15 protein-coding genes and 2 tRNA genes are annotated in these 24,583 nt (G+C 40.2%); 8 read left to right on the top strand and 9 right to left on the bottom strand.

The annotated features are described in order from the left end of the window. Positions 1-216: 216 nt before the first annotated feature. The 4 genes from rlmN to AK823_RS04725 form a co-directional block, all read right to left on the bottom strand. The gene (rlmN, locus tag AK823_RS04740; protein WP_068326732.1) at positions 217-1,461 is read right to left on the bottom strand and encodes a 23S rRNA (adenine(2503)-C(2))-methyltransferase RlmN; all 1,245 of its coding nucleotides are present in this window, start codon (positions 1,459-1,461) and stop codon (positions 217-219) included. Between the two features lie 484 nt (positions 1,462-1,945). Then, a complete protein-coding gene (ndk, locus tag AK823_RS04735; RefSeq protein ID WP_068034994.1) occupies positions 1,946-2,377 on the bottom strand; it encodes a nucleoside-diphosphate kinase in 432 nt (143 codons plus the stop codon). A gap of 340 nt (positions 2,378-2,717) precedes the next feature. Then, positions 2,718-4,007: an adenylosuccinate synthase gene (locus tag AK823_RS04730; protein WP_068326729.1), complete on the bottom strand. Its 1,290-nt coding sequence runs from the start codon at positions 4,005-4,007 to the stop codon at positions 2,718-2,720. A 147-nt stretch (positions 4,008-4,154) separates the two neighbouring features. Then, positions 4,155-5,462, bottom strand: a complete 1,308-nt coding sequence (locus AK823_RS04725; RefSeq protein ID WP_068326726.1) for an ATP phosphoribosyltransferase regulatory subunit — start codon at positions 5,460-5,462, stop codon at positions 4,155-4,157. Positions 5,463-6,161: 699 nt separating this feature from the next. On the opposite strand from AK823_RS04725, the gene AK823_RS04720 reads away from it, so the two are divergent. Beyond that, positions 6,162-6,551, top strand: coding sequence for a DUF2237 domain-containing protein (locus AK823_RS04720; RefSeq protein WP_068034991.1), 390 nt, complete (start codon positions 6,162-6,164; stop codon positions 6,549-6,551). A gap of 182 nt (positions 6,552-6,733) precedes the next feature. Beyond that, entirely contained in the window at positions 6,734-7,948 is a 1,215-nt protein-coding gene (gene corA, locus AK823_RS04715) for a magnesium/cobalt transporter CorA (protein WP_068034990.1), read from the top strand. 129 nt (positions 7,949-8,077) lie between these two features. Here the strand turns inward: corA and AK823_RS04710 are convergent, their stop codons facing one another. Continuing rightward, a complete protein-coding gene (locus AK823_RS04710) occupies positions 8,078-8,632 on the bottom strand; it encodes a phosphate-starvation-inducible PsiE family protein (protein WP_228138913.1) in 555 nt (184 codons plus the stop codon). After that, complete coding sequence (gene folD / locus AK823_RS04705; protein WP_149031887.1) at positions 8,625-9,509, bottom strand: bifunctional methylenetetrahydrofolate dehydrogenase/methenyltetrahydrofolate cyclohydrolase FolD; 885 nt, start codon at positions 9,507-9,509, stop codon at positions 8,625-8,627. Before folD ends, AK823_RS04710 begins: the two co-directional genes overlap by 8 nt. 875 nt (positions 9,510-10,384) lie before the next feature. Between folD and AK823_RS04700 the strand changes: the two genes are divergently transcribed. The 6 genes from AK823_RS04700 to AK823_RS04680 all read left to right on the top strand — a co-directional run bounded on the left by AK823_RS04700 (position 10,385) and on the right by AK823_RS04680 (position 14,852). Beyond that, positions 10,385-12,034, top strand: a complete 1,650-nt coding sequence (locus AK823_RS04700; RefSeq protein ID WP_203226594.1) for a sodium:solute symporter family protein — start codon at positions 10,385-10,387, stop codon at positions 12,032-12,034. 34 nt (positions 12,035-12,068) lie between these two features. Then, complete coding sequence (locus tag AK823_RS14235; RefSeq protein WP_227514116.1) at positions 12,069-12,203, top strand: putative transporter small subunit; 135 nt, start codon at positions 12,069-12,071, stop codon at positions 12,201-12,203. Positions 12,204-12,499: 296 nt separating this feature from the next. Beyond that, positions 12,500-12,573 (top strand) — tRNA-Cys (locus AK823_RS04695). 111 nt (positions 12,574-12,684) lie between these two features. After that, a tRNA-Leu gene (locus AK823_RS04690) sits at positions 12,685-12,771 on the top strand. Between the two features lie 164 nt (positions 12,772-12,935). Beyond that, positions 12,936-14,297 carry a tyrosine-type recombinase/integrase gene (locus AK823_RS04685; protein WP_068326718.1) on the top strand — a complete coding sequence of 454 codons (1,362 nt, stop codon included), beginning with the start codon at positions 12,936-12,938 and terminating at the stop codon, positions 14,295-14,297. A gap of 219 nt (positions 14,298-14,516) precedes the next feature. After that, positions 14,517-14,852 (top strand): hypothetical protein, encoded by a 336-nt coding sequence (locus tag AK823_RS04680; protein ID WP_068326716.1) that lies wholly within the window; start codon positions 14,517-14,519, stop codon positions 14,850-14,852. A 126-nt stretch (positions 14,853-14,978) separates the two neighbouring features. Here the strand turns inward: AK823_RS04680 and AK823_RS04675 are convergent, their stop codons facing one another. From AK823_RS04675 to AK823_RS04665, 3 genes are all read right to left on the bottom strand, one after another. Beyond that, positions 14,979-18,380, bottom strand: coding sequence for a DEAD/DEAH box helicase family protein (locus AK823_RS04675; RefSeq protein ID WP_068326713.1), 3,402 nt, complete (start codon positions 18,378-18,380; stop codon positions 14,979-14,981). 3 nt (positions 18,381-18,383) lie between these two features. Further along, on the bottom strand, positions 18,384-21,512 hold the full coding sequence (locus tag AK823_RS04670; protein ID WP_068326710.1) for a site-specific DNA-methyltransferase: 3,129 nt from the start codon (positions 21,510-21,512) through the stop codon (positions 18,384-18,386). Between the two features lie 185 nt (positions 21,513-21,697). Further along, entirely contained in the window at positions 21,698-24,550 is a 2,853-nt protein-coding gene (locus tag AK823_RS04665) for an SNF2-related protein (RefSeq protein ID WP_068326707.1), read from the bottom strand. Between the last annotated feature and the right edge of the window lie 33 nt (positions 24,551-24,583).

Below are 24,583 nucleotides of genomic sequence, written 5' to 3'. Positions count from 1 at the left end.
AGCCGCCATCATAAAACTAAGTTTCAGTACTGTGAGTTTAGCACTAGGGTTTCAAACAGCCATTAGTTTAATGGATTTAGACCCCTTAAGTACAATTTAGTTACTATGACTACATTTTTATTGTTATGAAGGCTATTTAATGCGATCTATAAAATGAAAAGAAAGCTTAGCCCTTATCTGCGGTTAAGCCTTCATTCGCCATATATCTGCTATTTATCAAACAGTTGCATCGTCTTTAATACCGCGATCTTTAATACTTTGCTGCCATGCTGCCGAGCGTCTGGTTCGATCTGCCACTTGTCCCACTAACTGACCACAGGCCGCATCAATATCATCACCACGCGTCTGGCGAATAGTACAGACAAAACCCGCTTCGCTAAGAATATTGCTAAAAGCGTGAATGCGGTTGTTACTTGATTTATCGTAAGGCGCATGCGGGAACGGATTGAACGGAATAAGGTTAATCTTACTTGGCAAGCCTTCTAATAGCTTAACCATTTGTTCAGCGTGCTCATTGCTATCGTTAACACCATCTAACATGACGTATTCGATGGTCACGTGTTTTTTATGACGCGGATTAACATCATAAACATAGTTTTTTGCAGCAGCGATTAGCTCACTCAAAGGATACTTTTTATTGATTGGCACAAGCTCATTACGCAGCTCATCATTTGGCGCATGTAACGAGATAGCCAGTGCTACGTCAATATCTTGTGCTAATTGGTACATTTTAGGTACCACGCCTGAGGTTGACAAAGTCACTCGACGTTTTGATAAACCATAAGCGTGGTCGCTGAGCATTAGCTCCATTGAGCCAACCACTGGTTTATAATTTAATAGCGGCTCACCCATGCCCATCATGACTACGTTGGTCACGTTGTTTTCCCACAAGCTATGGTCAACATTTTCTAGACTGTCATTTTCATCCGTCATATAAGAAGCATTGGCCACCCATAGCTGCCCGATAATCTCAGCAGCACTTAAATCACGCTCAAAGCCCTGTTTACCAGTACTACAAAAGCTACAATCAAGTGCACAGCCCACTTGTGAAGATACACATAAAGTCTTGCGGCCATTTACCTTGCTATCATCTGCTGGAATTAGCACCGTCTCAACCAATGAGCCACCTGTCACTTCAAAGACCCATTTACGCGTACCATCCTCACTATATTGACGATGAATAACTTTTGGCGGGGTCACACAGGCATGCATAGACAGCTTATCGCGCAATGATTTACTCAGATTAGTCATCTGCTCAAAGTCAGTAACACCTTGCTGATATATCCACTTAACCACTTGAGTGGCACGGAAAGGCTTTTCACCGATGCTCTTAAAGTAATCAGCAAGTTGGGCTTGCGTCATTCCCAATAAATTGGTTCTTGCCTGCGCTTCATCTACTAGCTTAATGCTACCAGTAAGCTTGTTGGGCACGTGCTGAGTGGGTGTTTGAATCGTTGACATAATAGGTAACCTTTTGGCATAAGCCATGAGCGTAGTTTTACAATTAAATGATGCATTGAGCAATCCGTTATGAGCGCAGAACCTGTCCTATATAGAATGCAAATAATTATCTATAGCGACAATGTGCTGATAAGGGATTGATAACGCTAATTAAATGATTAATTATCAATAATGAGGGACATAGCGATAAATTTCAATAAAAACAACCGATAAGCTTAATAATGCTTCGATAAATAACAGCGCCGTTGATAAAATATCTAAATTATTGATAATAGATGAAACGGCTTATACCCTATTGAGTATAAGCCGCTTTGCTACACTACTGATTAATACTGATCGTTGTTAATGCTTAGGCTTACAGCTTAACAACGCTCAGCTATAGTGAATCAAATATAAGACTGATACTAGAAAGACGAGAGCAAATTGTACATTTAGTACATTAAGCGAGTCTGACAACGTAGCAGTTTATAGTTGGTTTACTATATTAACGCGTACGTGCACAAACTTCATTATCATTGAAAAAATAGCTGATTTCACGTGCTGCTGATTCAGCTGAATCTGAACCATGAACCGCGTTTTCATCGATGCTGCTAGCAAAATCAGCACGGATAGTGCCTTTGTCTGCATCTTTTGGGTTAGTTGCACCCATGATTTCGCGGTGTTTAGCGATAGCATTTTCGCCTTCTAGTACTGATACCAATACTGGACCTGACATCATGAAAGATTTTAGGTCATTGTAAAATGGACGCTCAGCATGCTCAGCGTAGAAACCGCCTGCTTTTTCATCATCAAGTTGCATCATTTTAGCAGCAACAATTTTTAGACCAGCTTGTTCAAAACGGTCATAGATAGCGCCGATGTGGTTGCCAGCAACAGCGTCAGGTTTGATGATAGATAAAGTACGTTCGTTAGCCATGAAAAGCTCCTAATAAATGATAAGTTAAATAAAAATGAAATCGCAATTAATTTATTCTTTGATCACAACGTTGACTTGGTCTGACTTAGATTACTCATGGTTTATCAATACAAAAACACAAGCGTCAACACAGGATTGCTGACTATTATAATGATTGACGCTATAAATGATAGAGGCAATTTATAAATGCAGCTTACTTAAACGTAAACTTAGCATTTATTAAACGTTAACACTTGCATGGTGTGCCAAACATTTACCTATACCTTTAATGTCTTATAAATAAAAAAACCCCAACACTTATGCATCAGGGTTTTATTGTTCGATAATTCAGTCTATTTACTTACGCATCATACGGGTCACGTAATACGATAGTCTCTTCGCGGTCAGGACCGGTTGAGATAATATCGATAGGACAGTCAATTAGCGCTTCGATACGCTTGATGTATTTTTTAGCGTTCTCTGGTAAGTCGTCATAGTTAGTGATACCAACGGTAGATTCGCTCCAGCCTTCTAAGGTCTCATACTTTGGTGTCACTGACTCATAAAACTCAGCATCATGCGCGCCAGCACATTCAGTCTCAGGTAAGTTATAACCTACACCGATTAGTAACTCTTCAAGACCATCTAATACGTCAAGCTTGGTCAAGCAGATACCCGACATAGAGTTCAGTACGACAGCACGGCGTAGCGCTTCTGCATCGAACCAACCACAGCGACGCGCACGACCAGTGGTTGCGCCAAACTCATGACCAACTTTGGCTAAGTGGGCACCAACATCATCAAACAATTCTGTTGGGAACGGACCGCTACCAACACGTGTGGTGTAGGCTTTAGTGATACCAAGTACATAATCTAAATATAATGGACCGATACCCGTACCAGTAGATACGCCGCCTGCCGTGACGCTTGAGCTGGTCACGAACGGATAAGTACCATGGTCGATATCAAGTAGCGTACCTTGTGCACCTTCAAACATTAAGTTTTTGCCAGCCAAACGCAATTGATTAAGGTCTTCGGTCACATCAGTAACCATACCTCTAATCTCTTCTTTCCACTCTTGGCAAAGCTTGAACGTCTCATCAAAATCAATCGCATCAACTTTATAATATTGAGTCAATTGGAAGTTATGATATTCGATTAAGTTACGTAGTTTCTCTTCTAGGTCATCACGGAATAAGTCAGCAAGCTTGATAGCACGGCGCGCCACTTTATCTTCGTAAGCAGGACCGATACCACGACCTGTCGTACCGATTTTACCCGTGCCGCGCTTGGCTTCACGAGCTTGATCTAGTGCCACATGGTAAGGCATGATTAGTGGGCAATTCGGTGAGATACGCAGACGCTCACGTACTGGTACGTTGTTGTCTTCTAGCTCTTTCATCTCTTTTAACAATGCGTCAGGTGCTAACACCACACCGTTACCGATGAAGCAGGTGACGCCTTCGCGTAGGATACCTGATGGAATCAAGTGCAAGATAGTGGTTTTGCCATCGACAACCAAGGTATGACCTGCATTGTGGCCACCTTGAAAACGCGCTACTGCTGAGGCTTTTTCAGTAAGTAAATCAACGATTTTACCCTTACCTTCATCGCCCCATTGGCTACCTAAAACTACGACATTCTGACCCATGATTAATCCTTACAATGATTTATTAGATGCATAGCCTGTCTATTATCGAACAGCTATACGGTAACAATTTAAAAAACTAAGCGAAAAGTAGTGCTTTTTTTGACAACATTATCTTTTGATAAAATTATTTTTTGACGAACAGCTTAATTAAATAGCGGTTAATTGCCATTGGTTATTAACGATGCTTAAGCGATGCGTGATACCCTGAGGACAATCGTGCGCATCTAGCGGTACAGTCACGCGATAACCCTGCTGGCGCAAGCTATCAACTTGCTGTTGTAATGTCTGTTTTTGTGCGCTGTCCGTATTACTGACGGTATCATAATCAACGATAACGACCATCGGAGCGTCTAGTTGAACATGTGCTAATAAGCGGCTGACATCCATACTAAAGCCAGTGGCTTCGCGCAGCTGGCTACCTGTTAAGTGATCACCGCTCTGCATACCATCAAAACGCCCACCGCGTACTAATGGTTGGGTTTCACTATTGATGTAGCCGTTGAATACGATACCTGTATGATAATGATAGCCTGAAAGTTCAGTGACATCGATACTGACATCGCAATTCCATTGCTCTTGCAGATGCGTTTTTAAGCGTTGAAGCTCATCGACCGCCGTAGCAATATCAACATCTTGTTGAGCGGTATCTGAAAGCTTAGCCAATAGCTGTGTCATATCATGACCAAAGCGCGCTAATGCATAAAAGTCACTACCCATTGGCAGTGCTTGGCAGACGCGCTTGAGCTCTGGCAAATTCTTATTTGCATATAGGTGCATCAGCTGCTTGGTATCATTCTCTGGCAGATCTGCTAATATGGCTAAACGTTTAAATATGGCTACATGACCTAAATCAATATGCAAGGCTGCACTCATGTTTAAATCATTAATCATCGTAAACAGAACGTCTATCAGCTCAAAATCTGCACTGAGTGAGGCACAACCAAAGATCTCAGCACCCAATTGTAATGGCGTACGCGACCCAAACAGTCCTGATGGCAATGTATGAATGACATCGCCTGCATAACAATAACGCGCAATACCGTTGCCACCATGATGCGCATCAATACGCAAAATCTGCGGCGTGATATCCGCACGTACTCCCATCAAACGACCTGTGAGCTGGTCGATAATCTTAAACGTCTGGCGCTTTAGATCTTCTGATGCATCACTAAGTAGTGACTCAGTGAACTCAATCATCGGCGGACATACGAGCTGATAGCCATGAGTGATGAGCTGCTGGGTTAGTTGATGGCGAAGCACTTCTTGCTTTTGTGCATCCTCAAATAACACATCAACCACACCGTCAGGTAGCAGCCAGCTATTGGCGACTTCTGCAGTAAAATTACTTAGATAAGGTAGATGATTGGGTACGCTACTGTTATCAGCATGCTGAGTAGTGGCATTATTTTCAGGGCGTGATTGGACGGGTACAGCTGAATCAGAACTGGCAGACACAATAAATCCTTGTTTGGCGTATCGCTTACCAAAAAACGCGGCATGATAAGGTTATATTTACGAACATATCAACGATGAATACTGTAAATTTTTGACAGTTTTTTAACGCGCAACATCATTGACCCAATTATTTATAAACAAACTAGGTAACCGCAAAAAGGGTGAGTAATAAGTATTAGTTAGGATGATAAGACGAGTATCTTTGTGCGCTAATAAAATATGATAAATCATCAGGGCACTTTATGTTTTAGTTTATCATAGCAGCTAGGGTTCGCCTAGTCACAATTCAAATCAATGTGTTCTGAATGGTCATAAATATCTGGTAGTCTCGATACCATTTACTCTAAGCTATAGTCGTCATTTTTTATGGTTTCCGCTACTGATAAATAGTAAGAAAAAGTTATCATCTATGCTCTACACGTCATTATACGGGTTATTTGATTGACGTCTTCTTGATAGACTCATGTTACACTGGCGCACGTTCGATGCTGTCAGTAAGCATTGTAATACTACAGTTTATTCATGAATAACAGCCACTGATAGCATTACTACGATTTGGCAATACGCTATATATAATTGGTTATCAATAAAAGGCCACTTTATAAAGTATTTTTGCAATGAATAACCAACTGCACAAGCAACTCATTGCAAAAAAGCAATTTACCAACCCCTATAAAACCACTTAATTTCGGAGACCTTATGTCATCTGACTACCATCCTAACCCTGCTATTAATCAAACCAATGTATTAGGTACTGCCCTCGCCAGCTGCTGCTTTGACCCTATTACTGGCTACTATCGTAATGGATTTTGTCATACTGGCAATCATGATGTCGGTCAGCATACTGTTTGTGCCAAAATGACCAGTGAATTTCTTAACTTTTCCTCGAGTCGGGGCAATGACTTGATTACGCCTCTACCAGAGTATAATTTTCCTGGCCTAAAACCTGGTGATTACTGGTGTATCTGTGCGCTACGTTGGGTTGAGGCATTAGATTTTGATATCGCGCCAAAATTAAAACTAGAAGGCTGTCATGAAAGTCTATTGACCCTAGTCGATATTGAAACCTTAAAACGCTACGCACTATAAATTCAACATTATCTATTGAGACTGATTAAGTTTGTTTAGGCTGACTAATTTACGTCGTTACGTCATATTCTAGACATTCTTTAATCAAGATATTGTTATGAAAACTTTATAAGCGTTTTATAAACATAGTCTTTATTGTTAATTTTCTACTGGGTTCTTATGACGATATTAAGGGAGGGTGTATGAACCGCAATGACGATCTACTAGTCAGGACGAATACTCGTATCACACCTGACTCTAATGTCAGCCGTATTTATTCTGATGTCAGCGACGAGCATCCTTATCTAAATAGTTATGACAGCTATATCTACGGTGATGTCGATGCGACTGCCGAAGATACTATTGAAACGATGACTGTTTACGATCCTGACTCTGAACGCTATGAGGATATAGATTTATCTAGTGCTGACGAGGTAGTCAATTGCTATGCCTATTCTCGTAAAACGGGCGAGCAGCTTGATCAGGTAGCACTTAATGATGTCAATAAATCCCTGAGTAACAGTGGTCAGTTTATTTGGCTTGGTCTTTATGATCCAAGCTTAGAAACCATGGTAAAAGTCCAAAATGCCTTTGACTTGCATGAGTTGGCGATTGAAGATGCCTTTGCAGACCATCAGCGCGCCAAAGTCGAAAACTACGATAACGATATGATCTTTGTAGTGCTACGTACGGCTAAACTTGAAAACAATATTATTCGCTACGGCACTACAGCAATATTCATGGGCAAAAACTATCTGATTACCATTCGTAACGGCCCTTCTAACTCTTATGCGCCGGTACGTGAACACTGTAACCGTCGGCCTGAAAAGCTACGGATGGGACCCATATTTGTACTCCATGCTGTCCTCGATTTTATCGTTGATAACTATATGCCGGTCACTGATCGCTTAGGCAGTTATTTGCGTGAGCAAGAACGCTATGTATTTACCTATGAATTTAATAAAAGCACCCTAAAAAACCTATATGAGCTTAAGTCGCAACTGGTCCATATGCGTGCAGTTATTTTGCCAGTACAAGATATCTGTAGCTTCTTTATTAATCATAAAAAAAGCGATTTAGTTTCAGCATTTTCTCAAGCGGCTAAACCCTATTTCCGCGACGTTAATGACCATTTATTACACTCTTTAGATGCTATCAACGGTCTGAACGAGATGCTCAATGTAGTGATGAACACCTATTTAGCTATGGTCAATATGGGGCAGAACGAGGTCGTACGTAAGCTTGCTGCATGGGCAGGTATCTTGGCAGTACCAACGGCAATCGCTGGTATATATGGGATGAACTTTGACTTTATGCCTGAGCTACACTGGCAGTACTCTTATTTAATAATTATGCTATTTATCCTGTCATTATGTAGTTATCTATACTATAACTTTAAAAGATTAAAATGGTTATAGCTTGCACTGCCAAGTACACGAATGGCAGGCACAAGAATTTTAAGCATAAAAATACCCCATAAGTTGTGTCCAACTTATGGGGGTCGGTTCAGGTTAGCCCTTTTTTATTGATAAATCATCTATCAATGACTATTTATGACGATTTTTTGCACTCTCAACACTAGGCAAGTGATGCTCGGTACTGGTGCTCTGATGATCATCTAAATAATCTTCAGGACGACCAAACATTTTTGCCGTCCAAGTAAGGATAACAACAGAGGCACTTAAAACCATGATAGCGACAGAAATAGTCGCCAATAACCATAGATGAAAATAGTCTGATACCGCCTGTACATCAACGACCAAATGTCGTGACAGCGCGGTAATGGCAATAAATATCAAAAACTGTACTGGCAGACGATGAGTCTTAAAATAAATACCAATCATCGCCAGTAGTTCAAGATAGATAAACAGCATCAAGATATCTTTTAAATCTGCTGAGCCTTTTTGCACAATCACCAAGAACTCTTTACCAGCCGTCCAAACTACCACCACACTGATTAAAAATAGGATAATGTAGTGGCAAATATCAACAAACTCTCTACCGATATATTGCAGACGCTCATGAATATCTACATTCGTCTTCGCCATTTTAGGTTCAGGATCTTTGCTTAATGACGGTTGTGGCTCGGAAGATTCACGCATCAGCTGATACTAAACCAGCTGACTTTTCAGCAGCATCGACTGTTTGACGGATGAGCGTATTGATAGTCATCGGACCGACACCACCCGGTACTGGTGTATAAGCACTAGCGATATTCTCGACGCCGTGCATCTCGATATCCCCTACGCCGCCATTGTCAGTGGGATGGAAGCCTGCATCAATGACGACAGCACCCTTCTTTATCCATTCCGCTTTGATCAGCTCAGGCACGCCTACTGCGCCAACGACAATATCAGCACGATTAATATGAGCAGCTAGATTTTCTGTCTTTGAATGGCAAATAGTCACCGTACAGTTGGCATTCAATAGCATCATCGCCATCGGCTTACCCAAGATAGCACTACGCCCTACTACCACCGCTTCTTTGCCTGCAAGCTCAATATCATAATGGCTTAACAAGTGCATGATACCTTGCGGTGTACATGAGCCATAGGCTGACTCTTGCATACTCATACGTCCAAAGCCAAGACAGGTCACCCCATCCACATCCTTCGCAAGATCTATCTGCTCAAAACATGCACGCTCATCAATATGGCTAGGTACAGGATGTTGCAGTAAGATGCCATGTACATCTGGGTTGCTATTGAGCTCGTCTATCTTAGCCATAAGCTGAGATGTGGTAGTCACACTTGGCATCTCTACTCGGATAGAATCCATGCCGACACGCTTACAGGCATTGCCTTTCATACGCACGTAAGTGGCAGAAGCAGGATCATCACCGACCAATATCGTCGCTAAGCTTGGTGTACGTCCAGTCTTATCTTTAATAGCATCGACACGAGTACGCAGTTCTTGCTCTATTTGTTTAGCAAGTGCTTTGCCGTCTAATAATATGGCAGACTCGTGATCAGACGTCATCGTCGTTTCAGTTGGCGAGGCATTTGACATAGTAACTCCAATAGATAAAGCAATAAGGAAGATGATAACAGCGTCGGCCACTATTTTGCTCGGTAACCGTAGATTAGCGCTCGCAAACTGTAAGCATATGTGTCTCACACTTTATACAATATTGAGGTGATAATCATGCTGATAAACATATCAAAAAATAGCGACTGTATTAAGCTGGGCATTGTACCTATTTTGCGACCAAAAGCCCAGCCACCAACATAACTTAGGTCAAAATTAATGCAAAATCTAAAGATTTTTTTATAAAAAAACTAATGTAAACCCTATTAATATTAGCGATTGAAAACAGTTAATTATCGACTTTTAATTGTTAAATCTCTCGAAAATTTGGGATTTAATACTCAATAGTGTTACTCTGTTGACACGCAAATGTTACTTATCCTTAACTTAGATGTAGTTTTATTTATCAATACTAAGATGCATATGCATGTAAAACGTACGTTACGCTAAATAACAACTCTACTATTTTCTATGTATCACATGCAATTGGTTAGTATTTCTATGCTACCAACTTGCCTATCACAAATAATAAGTGCTTATCTAATAAATACTTATTCGTAGTAACTACTAAGAAATGCAAGTTTATACGCTATTAACGTGATTCCATTATCAGACGCAAGTCATGAGTCACGCCTCCACTCTTCGTATATAACGCTTTCGTAGTATGTTCTGCTGACCGACTGTTAATAAAGCAACGGCCCTGTGTATCAATAGCACGAATGGTGTTGGGCTGCTTATTAAATTCATCATAGTTGGGACTATAAATTATAGTACCAGCTTTTTTTTATCTAAAACAATTGCGAGGTATGAATTTGAAAACTGAGTCATTGTTCCAATTTTCGGCACTTACCATCATTTTATTATTGGTGGCGTTTTATGGTGGTACGTATCTGCTGTCTTTGTTGATTAAGAAAGACAAAGAATCTACCACAGGATTTATGGTTGCAGGCCACGGTGTTGGCTTCGGGATGGGCGCGGCAAGTATGACCGCCACGTGGATTTGGGCGGCATCGTTTTATGCCGCTGCTACATCCGGCTATAAATATGGCGTATCAGGGCCACTACATTATGGCTTTTGGGGCGCATTAATGATTTTGTTCATCTACCCCTTTGGTATGCGCTTTCGTGAACTGGCGCCCAATGGACACACTTTAGGCGAGCTTATTAATGCCCGTCATGGCGCATCAAGCCAATTAATTTTAGCCATATCTAACCTTATGGGCAGCTTAATTAGCTTGATGGTCAACTTCACGGCAGCCGGTGCATTAGTATCAGTATTGTCACCACTGTCCTTTCAGACAGGTGTAATGATCGCTGGTGTCGGTGTCCTAAGCTACACTTTAACCTCAGGGTTTCGAGCATCGGTCTTTACTGATTTTGCCCAATTAATCGCGTTAATGGCGATTGGTGTCGTTATTATTCCTGCGATACTATTTTCAATGGGTGGGCCCGAGGCAATGGTCAGCGGATTATCAAACCTGACTTTACAGCAGCAAGATATATTTTCATCTGAAGCGTTTTTTCAGCAAGGTGCGCCTTATTTTGTAGCAGTGTTAGCTTATGCCATTGGTAATCAAACGATTACTCAGCGGCTATTTGCAATTGATAAGACTAAGATTAAAGCGACCTTTATTACTGCCACTGTTGGTTATGCCGGTATTGTCATTGGTCTGGGTATGATTGGACTTATGGCGCTAACCGTTGGTGTTGAGCCATTAGATGGCAACATGAATAACTTAATTCCGCAGATGGTTAGTATGTATCTGCATCCAGTATTTATTGCACTGTTCTTCATTTTGGTTATTGGCGCATTGTCCTCGACTGCCGATTCTGATTTGTCAGCGTTATCGACTATTATGATGGCCGATATTTATGCAAAGAATATCGCCAAAGGTCGCGTAAAGCCAAAAACAATGATGCTTGTTGGTCGTTCGACGATGATTGTTGCCACGGCAGCAGGACTTATCTTTGCCAGCTTTAAGCTTGATATCCTCGTGATGCTCGTCTTCGTTGGGGCGCTATGGGGTGCGATAGTATTCCCTGTGATTGCCAGTGTGTTCTGGAATCGCGTGACTAATGTTGCCTTCACCACTTCTGTCATTGCCGCGCTTATTTTCTTCTGTATTGCGCGCTTTGAGCTAATACCGATTACTGGCGTGACTGCGCTCTTCTTTGAAGTGATGGCAAGTGTCGGGGGTGCAGTGGTGATCGGTCTTATGGTCTTTGGTTTCTTAGGCCGTAAGATGGGTATGGGTGCTGCCGTTATTACGCTCATACTGATGCTTATATATGCAACAGGCTTCCTACGTCAATATATGATATTGGTCGCTTCATTAACGGCTTACGGTGTGAGTACTGTGGTCTGTATAGCGATTAGCTTGATGGGCAATGAACACTTTGACTTTGATTTAATCAAACAACGAGTTGGTGATTATGACAAGCCTAAAGTAAACGTAAAACCGGTAACAGACGCTTAAGTACACGACTTAATAATTACTTTAAGGAGCTATTATGGACAATACATTTATCTACGGCTTATATATTTTAATTTGGCCCGTGATTACCCTTGCAGTGCTCGTACTGATCTGTACTGCGACTTATCGCGATCTGAAAAAATCACGCCGTAATAACAAAGATATCGTATAAACTTTCCGTTCAATTATCTAATTTTAAATAATTGTCATCATTAAGCTTAGTCTTGATGGTGATATCATTAATGAAAGGCCGCACTTAGTAAAAACGGTGTGGCTTTTTTATTGTCATCAAATAAGATCAGCGATGACTCTATAAATCAGGCTTAATAATAGGTAGGGCTTAATGATTTTACGCCTACATACTCAGCCAAATCTTGTAAAACACCATCATTAAATGAATTAAAATCAGTTTGGTTAAAAAATGTCTTGTAATTTAAAATATTTTTGCTAATATAGTCCTCCTTGATTGGCTGGATGGCAGAGTGGTCATGCAGCGGACTGCAACTCCGTTAACGCCGGTTCGATTCCGACTCCAGCCTCCAATTATTTATTAACTTTATGTTAATTTTGGCTTGCATTATTAGTACAACCGTTTATAATGCGACCACTTATCTAAGAAGTAGAAAGCTTACTGAATAGATATTACAAGTTTTGCCCGGGTGGTGAAATTGGTAGACACAAGGGATTTAAAATCCCTCGCTAGCAATAGCGTGCCGGTTCAAGTCCGGCTCCGGGTACCATTACATAGTCCTATACTATCTTATAGAACAGCTAAAGCCCCTGATATCAGGGGCTTTGTTGTATCTGGCGTTCTATACTGTCCTATGAATCTATCCTAATCCATGCACTTTGAGTATACTGTCAAGTATACCGAGTTTTGAGTCTACTCATAGAGATCTAGGATATGGAAAGAAAAGCGATCAGTTCAGACAGAAGCATCAGCAGCCATAAGCCTGAAGATAAGAAGTACTTCGTTGCTGTCAAAAATCATCCCAAACTATTCTTAATGGTACGTCCTACTGAGACTAAGTCATGGATGTACCGCTACTACCCTCCTTCAAATTCTAAGCAAAGTATTATATCCATTGGTATATATCCAAGTATCTCGTATGCACGTGCGTGTGAGGTTTGGCGTGAATATGAAGACCTGTTAAGCAAAGGTATTGACCCAAAATTTCATCGTGAAGAAATAAAGAAAATTATTATTAGTAAAACTAAAAACTCTTTTAATCATTTTGCTTGGGAGTATTTTGATAGCTTAGATCAGACTCAGAAAAGTAACACCCTCATTCGTAAGAAAGGTCGTCTTGATCTTATATGCAAATATATTGGTGACGAGCCAATCAGCGATATCACCTCACCTAAAATGCTTGAAGTGCTATTAGACATCCAAGCTAAGTCATTAAACAAGGATGGTAAGCCCACAGACAAGGCTGAACGCTGTGCTGGCATTGCCAGTGATGTGTTTGTCTATGCTGGGGCACGAGGTTTCTGTACGAGTGATCCTGCGGCGCTCATTAAGAGCCAGTTGGCTAAGTCAAGTTACGGTCATCGTCCTGCGGTTACTAAACCGAAGGACTTGGCTAAATTACTTAAAGCTATCGAGACAATAGAAGGTGACCCAAACACCATAAATTCCCTTAGGCTATTAGCGCTTCTGTTTGTTCGCAATGGTGATTTAAGACGTATGCGCTGGGCTGATCTAGACCTAGAAACTGGCAGATGGCGATTAAAGCCATTGAAGGGGCAAGGCAAGGTAAACATGGTCAAAGACATGGTCGTTCCCCTACCGCGTCAAGCGGTAGCAATATTACGTAAGCAGCAAAAGATTAATGGTCACACCGAATATGTCTTTTTTAGCGAAACGGCAAAAAAGCATCAGATCATATCAGATGCGACAGCGAATAAGCGGTTAAAGGATTTAGGCTATAAAGATATACATTGTGCTCATGGCTTTAGAGCGACAGCGAAGACCATCCTACAAGAGCAGTTAAAGTATCCACTTGTGCTTGTAGAGATGGCATTGGGTCATACGACGAAAGATCCTAATGGAACCGCCTATGGTCGATTTGAATACATTGATGATCGTAGTAATATGATGCAGAAGTGGGCGGACTATTTAGATGCTTTGCGTGAAGGTAGAGATACGGCAGAATTTAGAGCAGATGCCCAAAACAAGTCTGATTCTACTACCCATCTGCAAGCGTTGATTGACCAGCTGGGAGAGGATAAGGTTTTAAGGATACTTCAAGCTGATGTAATGTGAATATAGGTAAAGCCAGCTGTATTATTAACATTAGTCAAATATATATTATTAATAGAAACATTTTTAATTCATGAATTATTTTGTTAGCTATAAAAGCTTTTGTAACACAGCCTTTAGACAGATTTGTATCTCATGATTATTTATGTGTAGTATATAAATATAAGTGTTTATAAATAGCGTGTAAAACTACCACATAACAATAATTTAAGAGAATTTATTATGATAGATAATTTGAACAAAAAGTCTTCAGCTAATAAAACTGGGGCAGGTAAGATTAAATTCGGCGGCATGAATGGTGGCGATTCTGTAATATCATCTTTAGCTAGAATAAGATATGAAGCTGGTATAATTCAACAAGCTACTTTACTTACAGCCGGAGATGGTGTCACTATTTTATTTAACGGTTCTAACGGAGAGCCACTATATGAAGGTAAGCCACACTTTTTATGTCATTCTTCCGACTTGTCTAAAGCAATGATTTTTAGGAATGATGATGAAGCTACTTCTTTTTTGAAAGATTTGGGCTTTGCAGATCAAGATATTCTTAAATCTTAACCATTATTATTTATAAGAAAATTATGCTCAGTTTATAGGTATTCTTTATTTATTAAACATAATGGCCGACATAGTAATAACTACCATGTCGGCCATTATGTTAATTACCTATAACTAAAGATGCCTTCAGCTCAAAATCCCCTCAAACATATCATTTAAATAAGCGGTTTGATTACCTACCATAAACAACACATTTCGCTCTTTAAGCTCATCTTCGCTCAATGAGTTATTTATCAACTCTTTCATTGGCGTCGTGGTCAAAATAAAGCTATTTAGTATCAGCTTATCTTCTAAGCGGCTCTCAAGGGTTTTTATTTCTTTATATAGATTAATTTTGGCATCATCAGTATTCATGTTGCGGATACCCTTAGGATCAATCAAGGTCAGGTACTGCTCACCCGTCTCTTTGTGTACTAACCACAATAAAAAGTCTGGATAAAAATTACCTGCTAGTGCAAAACCTAATCCTTTGTAACGGTTATCAGGATTACGAAGTAAATAGATATGGTAATCTTTAAGCGCATCAATCTGTTTATCAGAATTGATATAGTGCTGTAGATCATCGACGAATTTGACTTCGCTACTCTCACCCTTACTGTCATAATCAAATACTGAAGGCGACCAAGTAAATGGCAAGCTATCATCATTTTTGCTGAACAATGGATAATACAGATGCTTGTCAAATACGACTGTACGTAAGCTACCATCCTGCCAGTTGACTGTCTTCTCTAGCTTTCCATCATTGACTATATCTTGTAACTTGGTAAGGCGTTTAAAGTACTCTTCTGCCTCACCATTAAACCCTTCTTTTGATGTAAATACATATTTGTCGCACATGTGAATAGGCAGATCATCGTCACCGACATTAAACTCTGTCACTTCATAGTACTGACCTTCGTATGCGTTTTTCATGGTTTTGTAAAATCTGTCCATGTACGCTTGTAGCAGCTCTAATAAGACGCTTTGCTGAAAGCGAATACCCTCTACATCTTTCGTCAGCTTTTCGCTATCGACCAATAGCCTATACCAGTCATCATGGGTATTCTTAATTGGCTTACAGCAGAACGCTCTAAGCTCGTCGATACCAAGACGTATATTGGTATAGCCACGTTGCATCTTATACTGCTGTAATTGTAAATATAAACTGTCAAAATCAAAGAACGGCATGATATCAGGCGATATTTCATGCTCTTGACGCTTGTCTTTTAAGTCATTATTACGCTTGCGCTTATCGGTATGATAGGCTTGGAGTCGTGGGTATAAGTCTAAAATCACAAACGGCTTTTTAATTTTCCCCTGATACTTATCAGGAATTTCAAATAGCGACAGCTTAACCTGTGCCTTGAAGCCATTTGGCTGATTATCTTTGTAACCATCTTTAAGCGTCAAAGTCTTGAGTCTATGTGGCGCTGCTATACGATTGGTATTGAAATCTAAAGTGACTAAATCTTGGTTAAGGACGATCCCTTCATCGTTTAGATAATCACGGAATTTTTCCATATAGTCAGCATGTAAGCCAAAGATATTAATGGTTTGTAGCAAATCTAGATACAGATCTTTATATTCAGCTTTACTATAAATATTGTGCGGCGTTCGTTTAAGTGAGAAGCCCTCACCTTTTAAACGTACACCTCGTCCGAACAATTGAATGATTTGTGAGCCTTCACCAGAACCCATGTTCAACAGACCCATAGTCGAGACGCGCCAACTACTCCACCCTTCGGTAAATTTACGTGAGCCAATTAACAGATTGGTTTTGCTATTATCGTCGTTGATGGTATCAAACAGCGTCGGGGTAAATTCATCTGTACGCGTATTAAGATAATGGCTATCACTTAGCTTTTCACAGTGATCAAACAAGCCTTTTTCATCGCCTACGTTTATCACACCAAACGGTGTATTCTCACCAATTTGTAGGCGTAGCTCACCTGTGTTTTGAGTGATCCGTATGACGTTTAGACGCTGGTTACTCCCTGCATTAAAGAACTGGCTGAGTATATCTTGATAAATAGCTTCAGCGTCTCTACCATGCAATGGAGCAAAACGATTAACAAAAATATTGTTACCTTTGCTATCGACCAAACGTGACTTATTGGTAATAAAGTCATGAATCCAGTTGATAGTTTCTGCTTTATGACGACTGTCTAAAAAGTCAGCTAAAAATTTGATGATGGTCAAAATATCTGAATCATCATCATTTACTTTATTACCGACAAATACCCAAAGGGGGTTTTCAACTTTGAACTGCTTAAGACGTCCGACGTTATTTTGATAAAGGTGCTGCTGCTGGTAAAAAGCCAATAAGCAGGCGGTTAGATATAGCTGCTGATTATCCTGCGTCTCACCTTTTTTCATATTGAGAATATTGACTTCTTTACCATAGCCATCATCATAAAAATACTTGTACGAGTAGTCAAACAAGATGTTTTTTGCATAGACTTCACGCAAGGCTTCGCGCCTTGCTTTTTGCTTTTCCAGCTCATCTAAACTTAGAGCCTTCAACTGAGTATCGTCTAGTTTAGTTAACGCCTTAGTACCAAAGTGCATTTTTGCTTTGGTTTTTATCTCTTCTTCTTCTTGCTTGATGACGTTGTTAGATTTATTAATCGCTTGACCAAAGGTCGCTGAATATTCAAAGCTAAAGCCATCTTTTGTCAGCGTGTCACGATAGCTCATCCATACACCAGCACTACTTGTGCCACGATGACCTTCATCGATTAGTACAAGGTTCTGACCTTCTAGTGACTCTACCGCTATCGTCTTATCACCATCCCTCTCAGCCAGCTTATGGATATCAATAATTTGCACATATTTTAAAAACTGGTCACGGGATTTGTTTTTTTGGAATATCATAGCTTCGATACCAGACATCTTGAACTCTTCAAGGTGCTGATTACTAAGCCCATCATTAGGAGTCAGTAGAATTATCTGCTCTATTTTATCATTGTGGCTGGCATGCTCAGTGTAGTACTGATACTGCAAAATATTAATATGCATCAATAGCGTCTTACCGCTACCTGTGGCACTCCAGTACGCAACTTTGTTTAAGTCATTGGCTACATACGGTTGTAATATCTCGCTATCGCTTTTGTCCTCGTTATAGGCAACTACGGTAGCGTTTAGCTCCTCTAGCATCTGCTCAGAATTATTGAAGTATTGATCTAAGTAATACTCCGTAAACAGCAGTGACAAATACTGAAAGTATTTTAGATTCAACTCACTATTAGCTTGCTCATTGCGAGCCTCACTAATCTGTAGCCAGTAACGCACGATATTTCTATCATAGCGTCTTAAGGTATCGATATCTAAAGTCTGCTTACCGACTAAGTCTCTGGTAAGCTCAGTGAAAAACTTGGTTTGACCTGCGTCCTCACCTTCGTGTTCAACACCTTCATGAACAGGCAAATCCAATAGCGTATGCATACCTTTGATATTGTCAGGATTGAACTTTGACCATAGCCACTGCGTAAGTACCAGCTGCTCATGAAAGTTTATCTTTTTGCTTTTCTTTTTACTGGGATTAGCCATAACTTACTCTGCAAACATGCGCTCAAGGAATACCTGCTCTATCGAGCGGACTTTTAGTTGTCTCTCATTACCATCAGTACTGGTAAGCTTGGTGTTGATGTTATGATCACCATTGACATATATCTGCTGATACTCGCTATCTAAGGCATTGATACGCAGCTTTTGAAGCGTCTTATCCAGCTCATCATAACCAATCTGTTCACAGTCACGCCAAAACACGGTAACTAGCTCACCTGTGCGCAAGTGCCCATCTACCTGTACAAATCCTCGATCTAGCTGATAGTCTATATTTCTAACCTTTAACCCTATGAGATAGTTAAAAGTATCGATAAGATCGACGTTTTGTACCGTATAAGCACCAGCGCTATCGGCGGTTATCTTTAGCTGATAATCAAATGGATTAGCAAAATCAGCAACGTTTAGTAGTGATTCCTTACTCTCGATATCGAGCATATAATGCATGAGATAGTCGTCTTGCTGAGCAGGTGTTAAATCACCAAACAAATCGTTCTGAGCGGGACTACGGTTAAGCTCCAGGTTATTTAAAGTGTCTTCATAGCTTTCAAGCTTGACGACTTTTAGACAATGACTGATGCCTTTATAAGGGTTTTCTGTACTTCCGCTACTCTTACTTTTAGGCAATAAAGGCTTACCGCCTTTCCAACCTTCGCTATAGACTACTTTTTGAATACGTGGCTTGAGTACAGTATCAAAATACTCACCTTGCTCAACTAGAATATATTTACGATTACCACCATCTTCACGATTTAAATTTATTGCTGCGTGTGCAGTTGTTCCACTTCCTGCAAAGTAATCTAAGTTGATTGTGTCTTTTTGAACTTTGCTATACAGTACCAATATTCTTTTTACTAGCTCAATTGGTTTTGGCTTTATTCTGTTTAATGTTTCTTTAGATATATTGCTAAATAAATCGTATAAGCCTTTAGTTGCATGGCTAGTTGTTTTCACATCATCCCACAGCGTAGTTGTTGTTCTTCCTTTACCTTGAGCATCGCTATAAAAGCGCTTAAACGCAGGTCTTGATTTACCTGACTTGCCGAATATGATTGTGCCTTCCTTTAGTAAATCAATGACATCTTTTTCTTCAAAACGCCAATGTCTTCCTTCAGGAGGATAAAAAACTTCTTCAGTATCAGGGTTAGTTATAGCATAACTCAAGTTTTCACGAATATCAGGAGCATCCATTGGATCTAGCTTCCATGGACCTCTTGAGTCATTATCTGGATTGATAAAACCGTCCAAAGATTCAGGGAGTCTAAAATCACCTTTGTGAGTATTGAGATAGCTCTTATTTTTTGAATAAAAAGTTGTATGGTTAATCGAGCCAGAAATTATAGTATCACTTGAAACAGACGAACGACTTTTCCAGATTACATCTGCAATAAAGTTATCGGCCCCAAACATACCTTCTAAAATTAAGTTTAGACGAGCATACTCACCATCATCAGTACTAACCCAAATACCCCCGAAATCATTAATCAACTCACGACTTAAAATCAAGCGGCTTTCAAGCATCGTTGCCCAAGATGAATGTTTATAGCTGTCTTTATACAAAAAAGTATTGTTTTCCGTATCACTACCTGTATTGTAAGGAGGGTCAATATAGACACAATTAATCTTTTCTTGGTATTTCTCTTGCATTAAATTCAATGCCTGAAAATTATCACCATTGATTACGAGACCATCCGTCTGCTCATCCAAATCATCAATGCTATTTAATAGCTTAGCTTTAAAGCCCAACTCAAACAAGCTGGTATCTACCATGAGATACGGATGTGCTTTTAAATACTGGCTGCTACCCCAATGCGGTAGGCTATCATCAGTTACTTTAAACCCTAAGCTCTCCCACTGCTGCCACTGAGCCTCATTATCAGCAATTTCGCTATACAGCGCTTCATCGACACGATCAAGCGTAATACAATAATGGCTCGACACCACAAACTTCTTTTTAAGCCACAGCTTCTTTTGAAAGTTTTCTAGCGACGCTAAAAAGTCAATTAACTCACGGCCAATTTTGCGTAAGCATTTAATCAGCGCAAGCTGGCGCTCTATCTCTATAAAGCCTGAGCTATTAACCACATCGTCTAAATGCATGACTTCGTTTTTGATATAGAAGTCCAGCTCATTATTTAAGAATTTACCTAAGTCTTTATGGATGAAATAATCAGCTGTGTTTTTTTGTGTATAAGTATCTAGATGCTTACGCAGTAAGTCACGATCAGCCTGTTTTTCGGTTGGTGCTGGATGCTTGAGTAAGGTTGCCCATGCTGTACTGACTGTGGTATTTGCCAATATATCGTCATGAGCTTCTGTATTGAGCTTATCTTGTCTGGCCTTGCTGTCCATTACCGCGTATTCAAACCATACCGTCAGCTCATCGCCAGCGTCATTAAGCTCTATAGGATGTACGGTTTCTTCATATTCCTCGCCTTCTTCATCGGTACGAGTTACCGTCTTTGGCTTAGAGAGAATAACGAAGCGACGGTTTTTATCATTGTCTTTTTGATTATCCTTCGCCGTATCAGCAGATAACAAACGGAATAAGACGGATTTGTCTGACTCACCTATCGAATTGAAGCGAATACGGTAGTTGCTAAACATCTCACCTGACTTGGTATAGTACTGGTCTTTATTCGCCCAATGCAGCATCACCTCTTCGCCAGAATAAGGAATGGCATAGGTGTCGCCTTTATAACGGCGCTGACTGATAAAGTCGCCCTCATCATAATAGCGACTAAAAAAGGTGTACAAATGGCTAAACACTTGCGCTTGATCAAAGCTGCTATCAGCATGATCGCGTAGCTCTTGGTACTGCTGTCCAAGTGAGCTTTCGATAGCGGTTTCATTGACTAATTTGCCTGCCTCATCGAACGCACGCTTACCAAACTCGTCCTTAATTTGATTAGTGATACTCTCAAGCTGGCTGTCATGAACATCGCTTTTGGCGTCCGTCAGATACGTCTCTACTTTGGCTCTGAGACGATTATCTAGATAGTCGCTAATTTCATTACGACGCGCGTTCAAAATGCGATAAATACCAAAATCTAGATCAGGACGATCAATTTGAAAGATATTTTTTAGTTTTTGATTAAGATTGGCATATTGGCTCATGGTGAGTCCTTCGACAGGGTTTTTATAGCAGCATTTTGTCATAGGCTTATGACAAAACGAGCTAGGCTAGTCTCAATTAATGAAACCAAACCTAGCTCTAAAATAGAAAAAAATCAGCCAAACATTATATCAGATCAGTGCTTCAATAGCTAAAAAACGCTTGCTCCATTATAAAATTTATCAACTCATTTTACGTGCCAACGAATATGATAAAGCGTTTCAAACTGGCTTTTTTTATGCATCATCTGTTCTAAGTTTTCAATTAATGTATCGCGCCTTTCCTCAATCTCATCAGTCACATCAAAGATATTTTGACGAAGTTTACGCTGTTCACGTTCTGCCTTTTTGAGCTGCTCTTGCTTTTGCTTTTGCTCATCGATAGTACTGGCTTGGCGAGCTTCTCGCTTTAGGCTACGTATTTTGAGCTTAATGTCATCAAGCGCTGACTCAGCTGATGCCATATGGTCATCTGCCCAACTTTCAATCTTTTCTTGCTCACGTTTGAAAAACACCTGATTACTATCAAGCGCCTCACTCAGTTTGTTTTTATGCTGAAACTCGATTGTATCAGTGAATAGTTTCGGAATAGCTTTCGTTATTTTATCTTCAACCACTACCCCTTCTAAACGTAAAATACGCTCACAGATATCAGCATCTAAGACAGTATTATTATCAGTCATTCCTGTCAATATTAAATGCTCTTCTTTTGCAAACGAGTCTAGTGATAATAAACTAAGCGACAACCATCCTGACTGCCCTACTAATGGCTCAAGGCTGGATACTTTTTTATCATAATTGCTGTAATCAAAGTTTATCTGCGCAGTCTCAGTAGGTAGGTACTTTGCCTTATTTAGTACATACTCACCGAGTGGATGCGTTAGACGATATATGTAGGTATTATCAGGTACAGATTCGCCCTTTCTGATCAGCTGATAGCTACCAACCTTTATATCTACTGTAGGCGACTTATGCAGCGTAAAATTTAACTGATTAGGATGGAAGTCAGCATAGGGCGCTAGTAGTGCTCGGCTAATCGCCCAAAAGAAATTACTAATACGATCAAGCTGCTCTTCAGCTCGTTGCTTATGAATCTTGAGCAGCTCATGAATATCTGCATCAAAATGCTTTAGTAGAAGGTCACGAGTTTGTAGCATTTTTTGATTGATTTGAGCCTCAAGCTCAGACTGTAGTTTATTAAAGCTTTCTTGAATCTCCTGATTTGTACGGCATTTATCGTAAATCTCTAAAATACGTTTCTCGAAATCAATACCACTTTCTATCGATCCTAGTATTTCGTTCGAAGCGCCAAACACACCTTCAAACAGATCAAACTTTTCACTCAGTAGCTCCATCACTCTTTGATCAGCTGCATTACGCTCGTTGACAAAGTTGACTACAACCACATCAAAAGCTTGGCCGTAGCGATGACAGCGACCAATACGCTGCTCGACTCTTTGTGGATTCCAAGGTAAATCATAGTTAACCACTAAGGAGCAGAATTGTAAGTTGACACCCTCAGCAGCGGCTTCGGTAGCAATCATAATTTCAACGTCATCTCTGAAATAATCAATGAGCGCTGTACGTCTATCTATTGACGATGAGCCAGTAACTCTGTCGCTACCTACGTGTTTAGCTAACCATCTGTGATAGATGCCAGTATTGACTGGGCTATTATTACTACCATTAAAAGCGACTACCTTGCCATTGAAACCATGAGACTGCAAAAACTCTACAAGATAGGTTTGAGTACGGCGTGACTCAGTGAATATCACGGCCTTCTTTGGTGCCCCCATTTCAAACATACGGGCAAACCCACGCTCCAATGCTGTTAATAGCGCATAAGACTTACGGTCTTCATCAATTTCATGAGCTAAAGCAAGATACTGATCGACCTCTTTAATTTCAGATTTAAGTAAATCTGCATCAACGCCACGAGTTTCATATTCGCTATACTCGTCCTCGTCTTCTTCGATAAGCTCTTCATCTATATCTTCATCAGCAATAAAATGCTCTATCCATTCTGCATCAATGGTTTGATTGTCTAAAAGAGCTTGGAGACGGTTACGAATCGATTCTAATGTTGCTATAACAGCAGAAGTAGAAGACGCCAATAGCTTACGTAAAACAATGGTGATTAGGTGGCGCTGCTGTACAGGAAAGGCATAGCTAAACTCTCTTTGTAAGTAGCTATTAATTTGATCATACAAACGCTGTTCAACATCGCTAGGTGTAAATGGTACCGTTAAAGCATGGCGTCTTGTATATGGAATATACTCCAAAACATCCTTACGTAACGTACGATGGATAAACTGATCCAATCGGCGCTTAAGGGCTGGCAAGTTATCTTCGTTAACATATTGACGGCGGAACGCCTTATCGTCACCAAATAAATGCTCATCTATAATAGTACTAAGCCCATATAGCTCCATTAATGAGTTTTGTAGTGGAGTGGCTGTCAGTAGCAGTTTATTACGAGCAACTAGAGACTTTTTAAAGCTATTGCCTGTTTTATTACTGGGACGATGGGCATTACGCAGCCGATGCGCCTCATCAATTACAACCATATCCCAAGGTATTTTAGCCAGCTCATGCTCCATTCTGGTTGCAAATGGATAGGATATAACAGTGATCTTTTTATTTTCAAAAGGATTGTAGACACCTTCTTGACGTAACTTCTTCCAAGTAAACGAGTCTAGTACTTGTACAGGTAGGTTGAATTTATCTTGTAATTCCAATGCCCATTGCTTACGTAACGACGCAGGGCAGATAACTAATAAATTTCTTCTATACTCTGCCCAGTATTGGCAAAGCACTAAAGCCGCTTCGATAGTTTTACCTAAACCTACTTCGTCGGCTAAGACAACACCTCGACTTAAAGGATTACTCAACGCAAATAATGCCGCTTCAATCTGGTGTGGGTTTACGTCAACCTGAGCATCGAATAGCGACTGCGCAATACGTGCGTCGTCGGAGCTACTACGCTGCTTAGTAATTTCCCAAGCAAAATACTTTAATTGGTGGTTGGTTACCTTATTCATAATTCAAATCTTATTATTAGTCGCAACATAGAA

Origin of the sequence: Psychrobacter sp. P2G3 (assembly GCF_001593285.1) — a bacterium.
Classification (GTDB): Bacteria; Pseudomonadota; Gammaproteobacteria; order Pseudomonadales; family Moraxellaceae; genus Psychrobacter.
Note: the sequence above shows the minus strand (reverse complement) of the source record. Positions and strands in the feature narration are given on the sequence as shown.

What these genes read in the sequence shown, in the direction of transcription:
- rlmN (WP_068326732.1), bottom strand. Translation starts at nt 1,461, where the DNA reads ATGTCAACGATTCAAACACCCACTCAGCACGTGCCCAACAAGCTTACT.
- ndk (WP_068034994.1), bottom strand. Translation starts at nt 2,377, where the DNA reads ATGGCTAACGAACGTACTTTATCTATCATCAAACCTGACGCTGTTGCT.
- AK823_RS04730 (WP_068326729.1), bottom strand. Translation starts at nt 4,007, where the DNA reads ATGGGTCAGAATGTCGTAGTTTTAGGTAGCCAATGGGGCGATGAAGGT.
- AK823_RS04720 (WP_068034991.1), top strand. Translation starts at nt 6,162, where the DNA reads ATGTCATCTGACTACCATCCTAACCCTGCTATTAATCAAACCAATGTA.
- corA (WP_068034990.1), top strand. Translation starts at nt 6,734, where the DNA reads ATGAACCGCAATGACGATCTACTAGTCAGGACGAATACTCGTATCACA.
- AK823_RS04710 (WP_228138913.1), bottom strand. Translation starts at nt 8,632, where the DNA reads ATGCGTGAATCTTCCGAGCCACAACCGTCATTAAGCAAAGATCCTGAA.
- folD (WP_149031887.1), bottom strand. Translation starts at nt 9,509, where the DNA reads ATGACGTCTGATCACGAGTCTGCCATATTATTAGACGGCAAAGCACTT.
- AK823_RS14235 (WP_227514116.1), top strand. Translation starts at nt 12,069, where the DNA reads ATGGACAATACATTTATCTACGGCTTATATATTTTAATTTGGCCCGTG.
- AK823_RS04685 (WP_068326718.1), top strand. Translation starts at nt 12,936, where the DNA reads ATGGAAAGAAAAGCGATCAGTTCAGACAGAAGCATCAGCAGCCATAAG.
- AK823_RS04680 (WP_068326716.1), top strand. Translation starts at nt 14,517, where the DNA reads ATGATAGATAATTTGAACAAAAAGTCTTCAGCTAATAAAACTGGGGCA.
- AK823_RS04675 (WP_068326713.1), bottom strand. Translation starts at nt 18,380, where the DNA reads ATGGCTAATCCCAGTAAAAAGAAAAGCAAAAAGATAAACTTTCATGAG.
- AK823_RS04670 (WP_068326710.1), bottom strand. Translation starts at nt 21,512, where the DNA reads ATGAGCCAATATGCCAATCTTAATCAAAAACTAAAAAATATCTTTCAA.
- AK823_RS04665 (WP_068326707.1), bottom strand. Translation starts at nt 24,550, where the DNA reads ATGAATAAGGTAACCAACCACCAATTAAAGTATTTTGCTTGGGAAATT.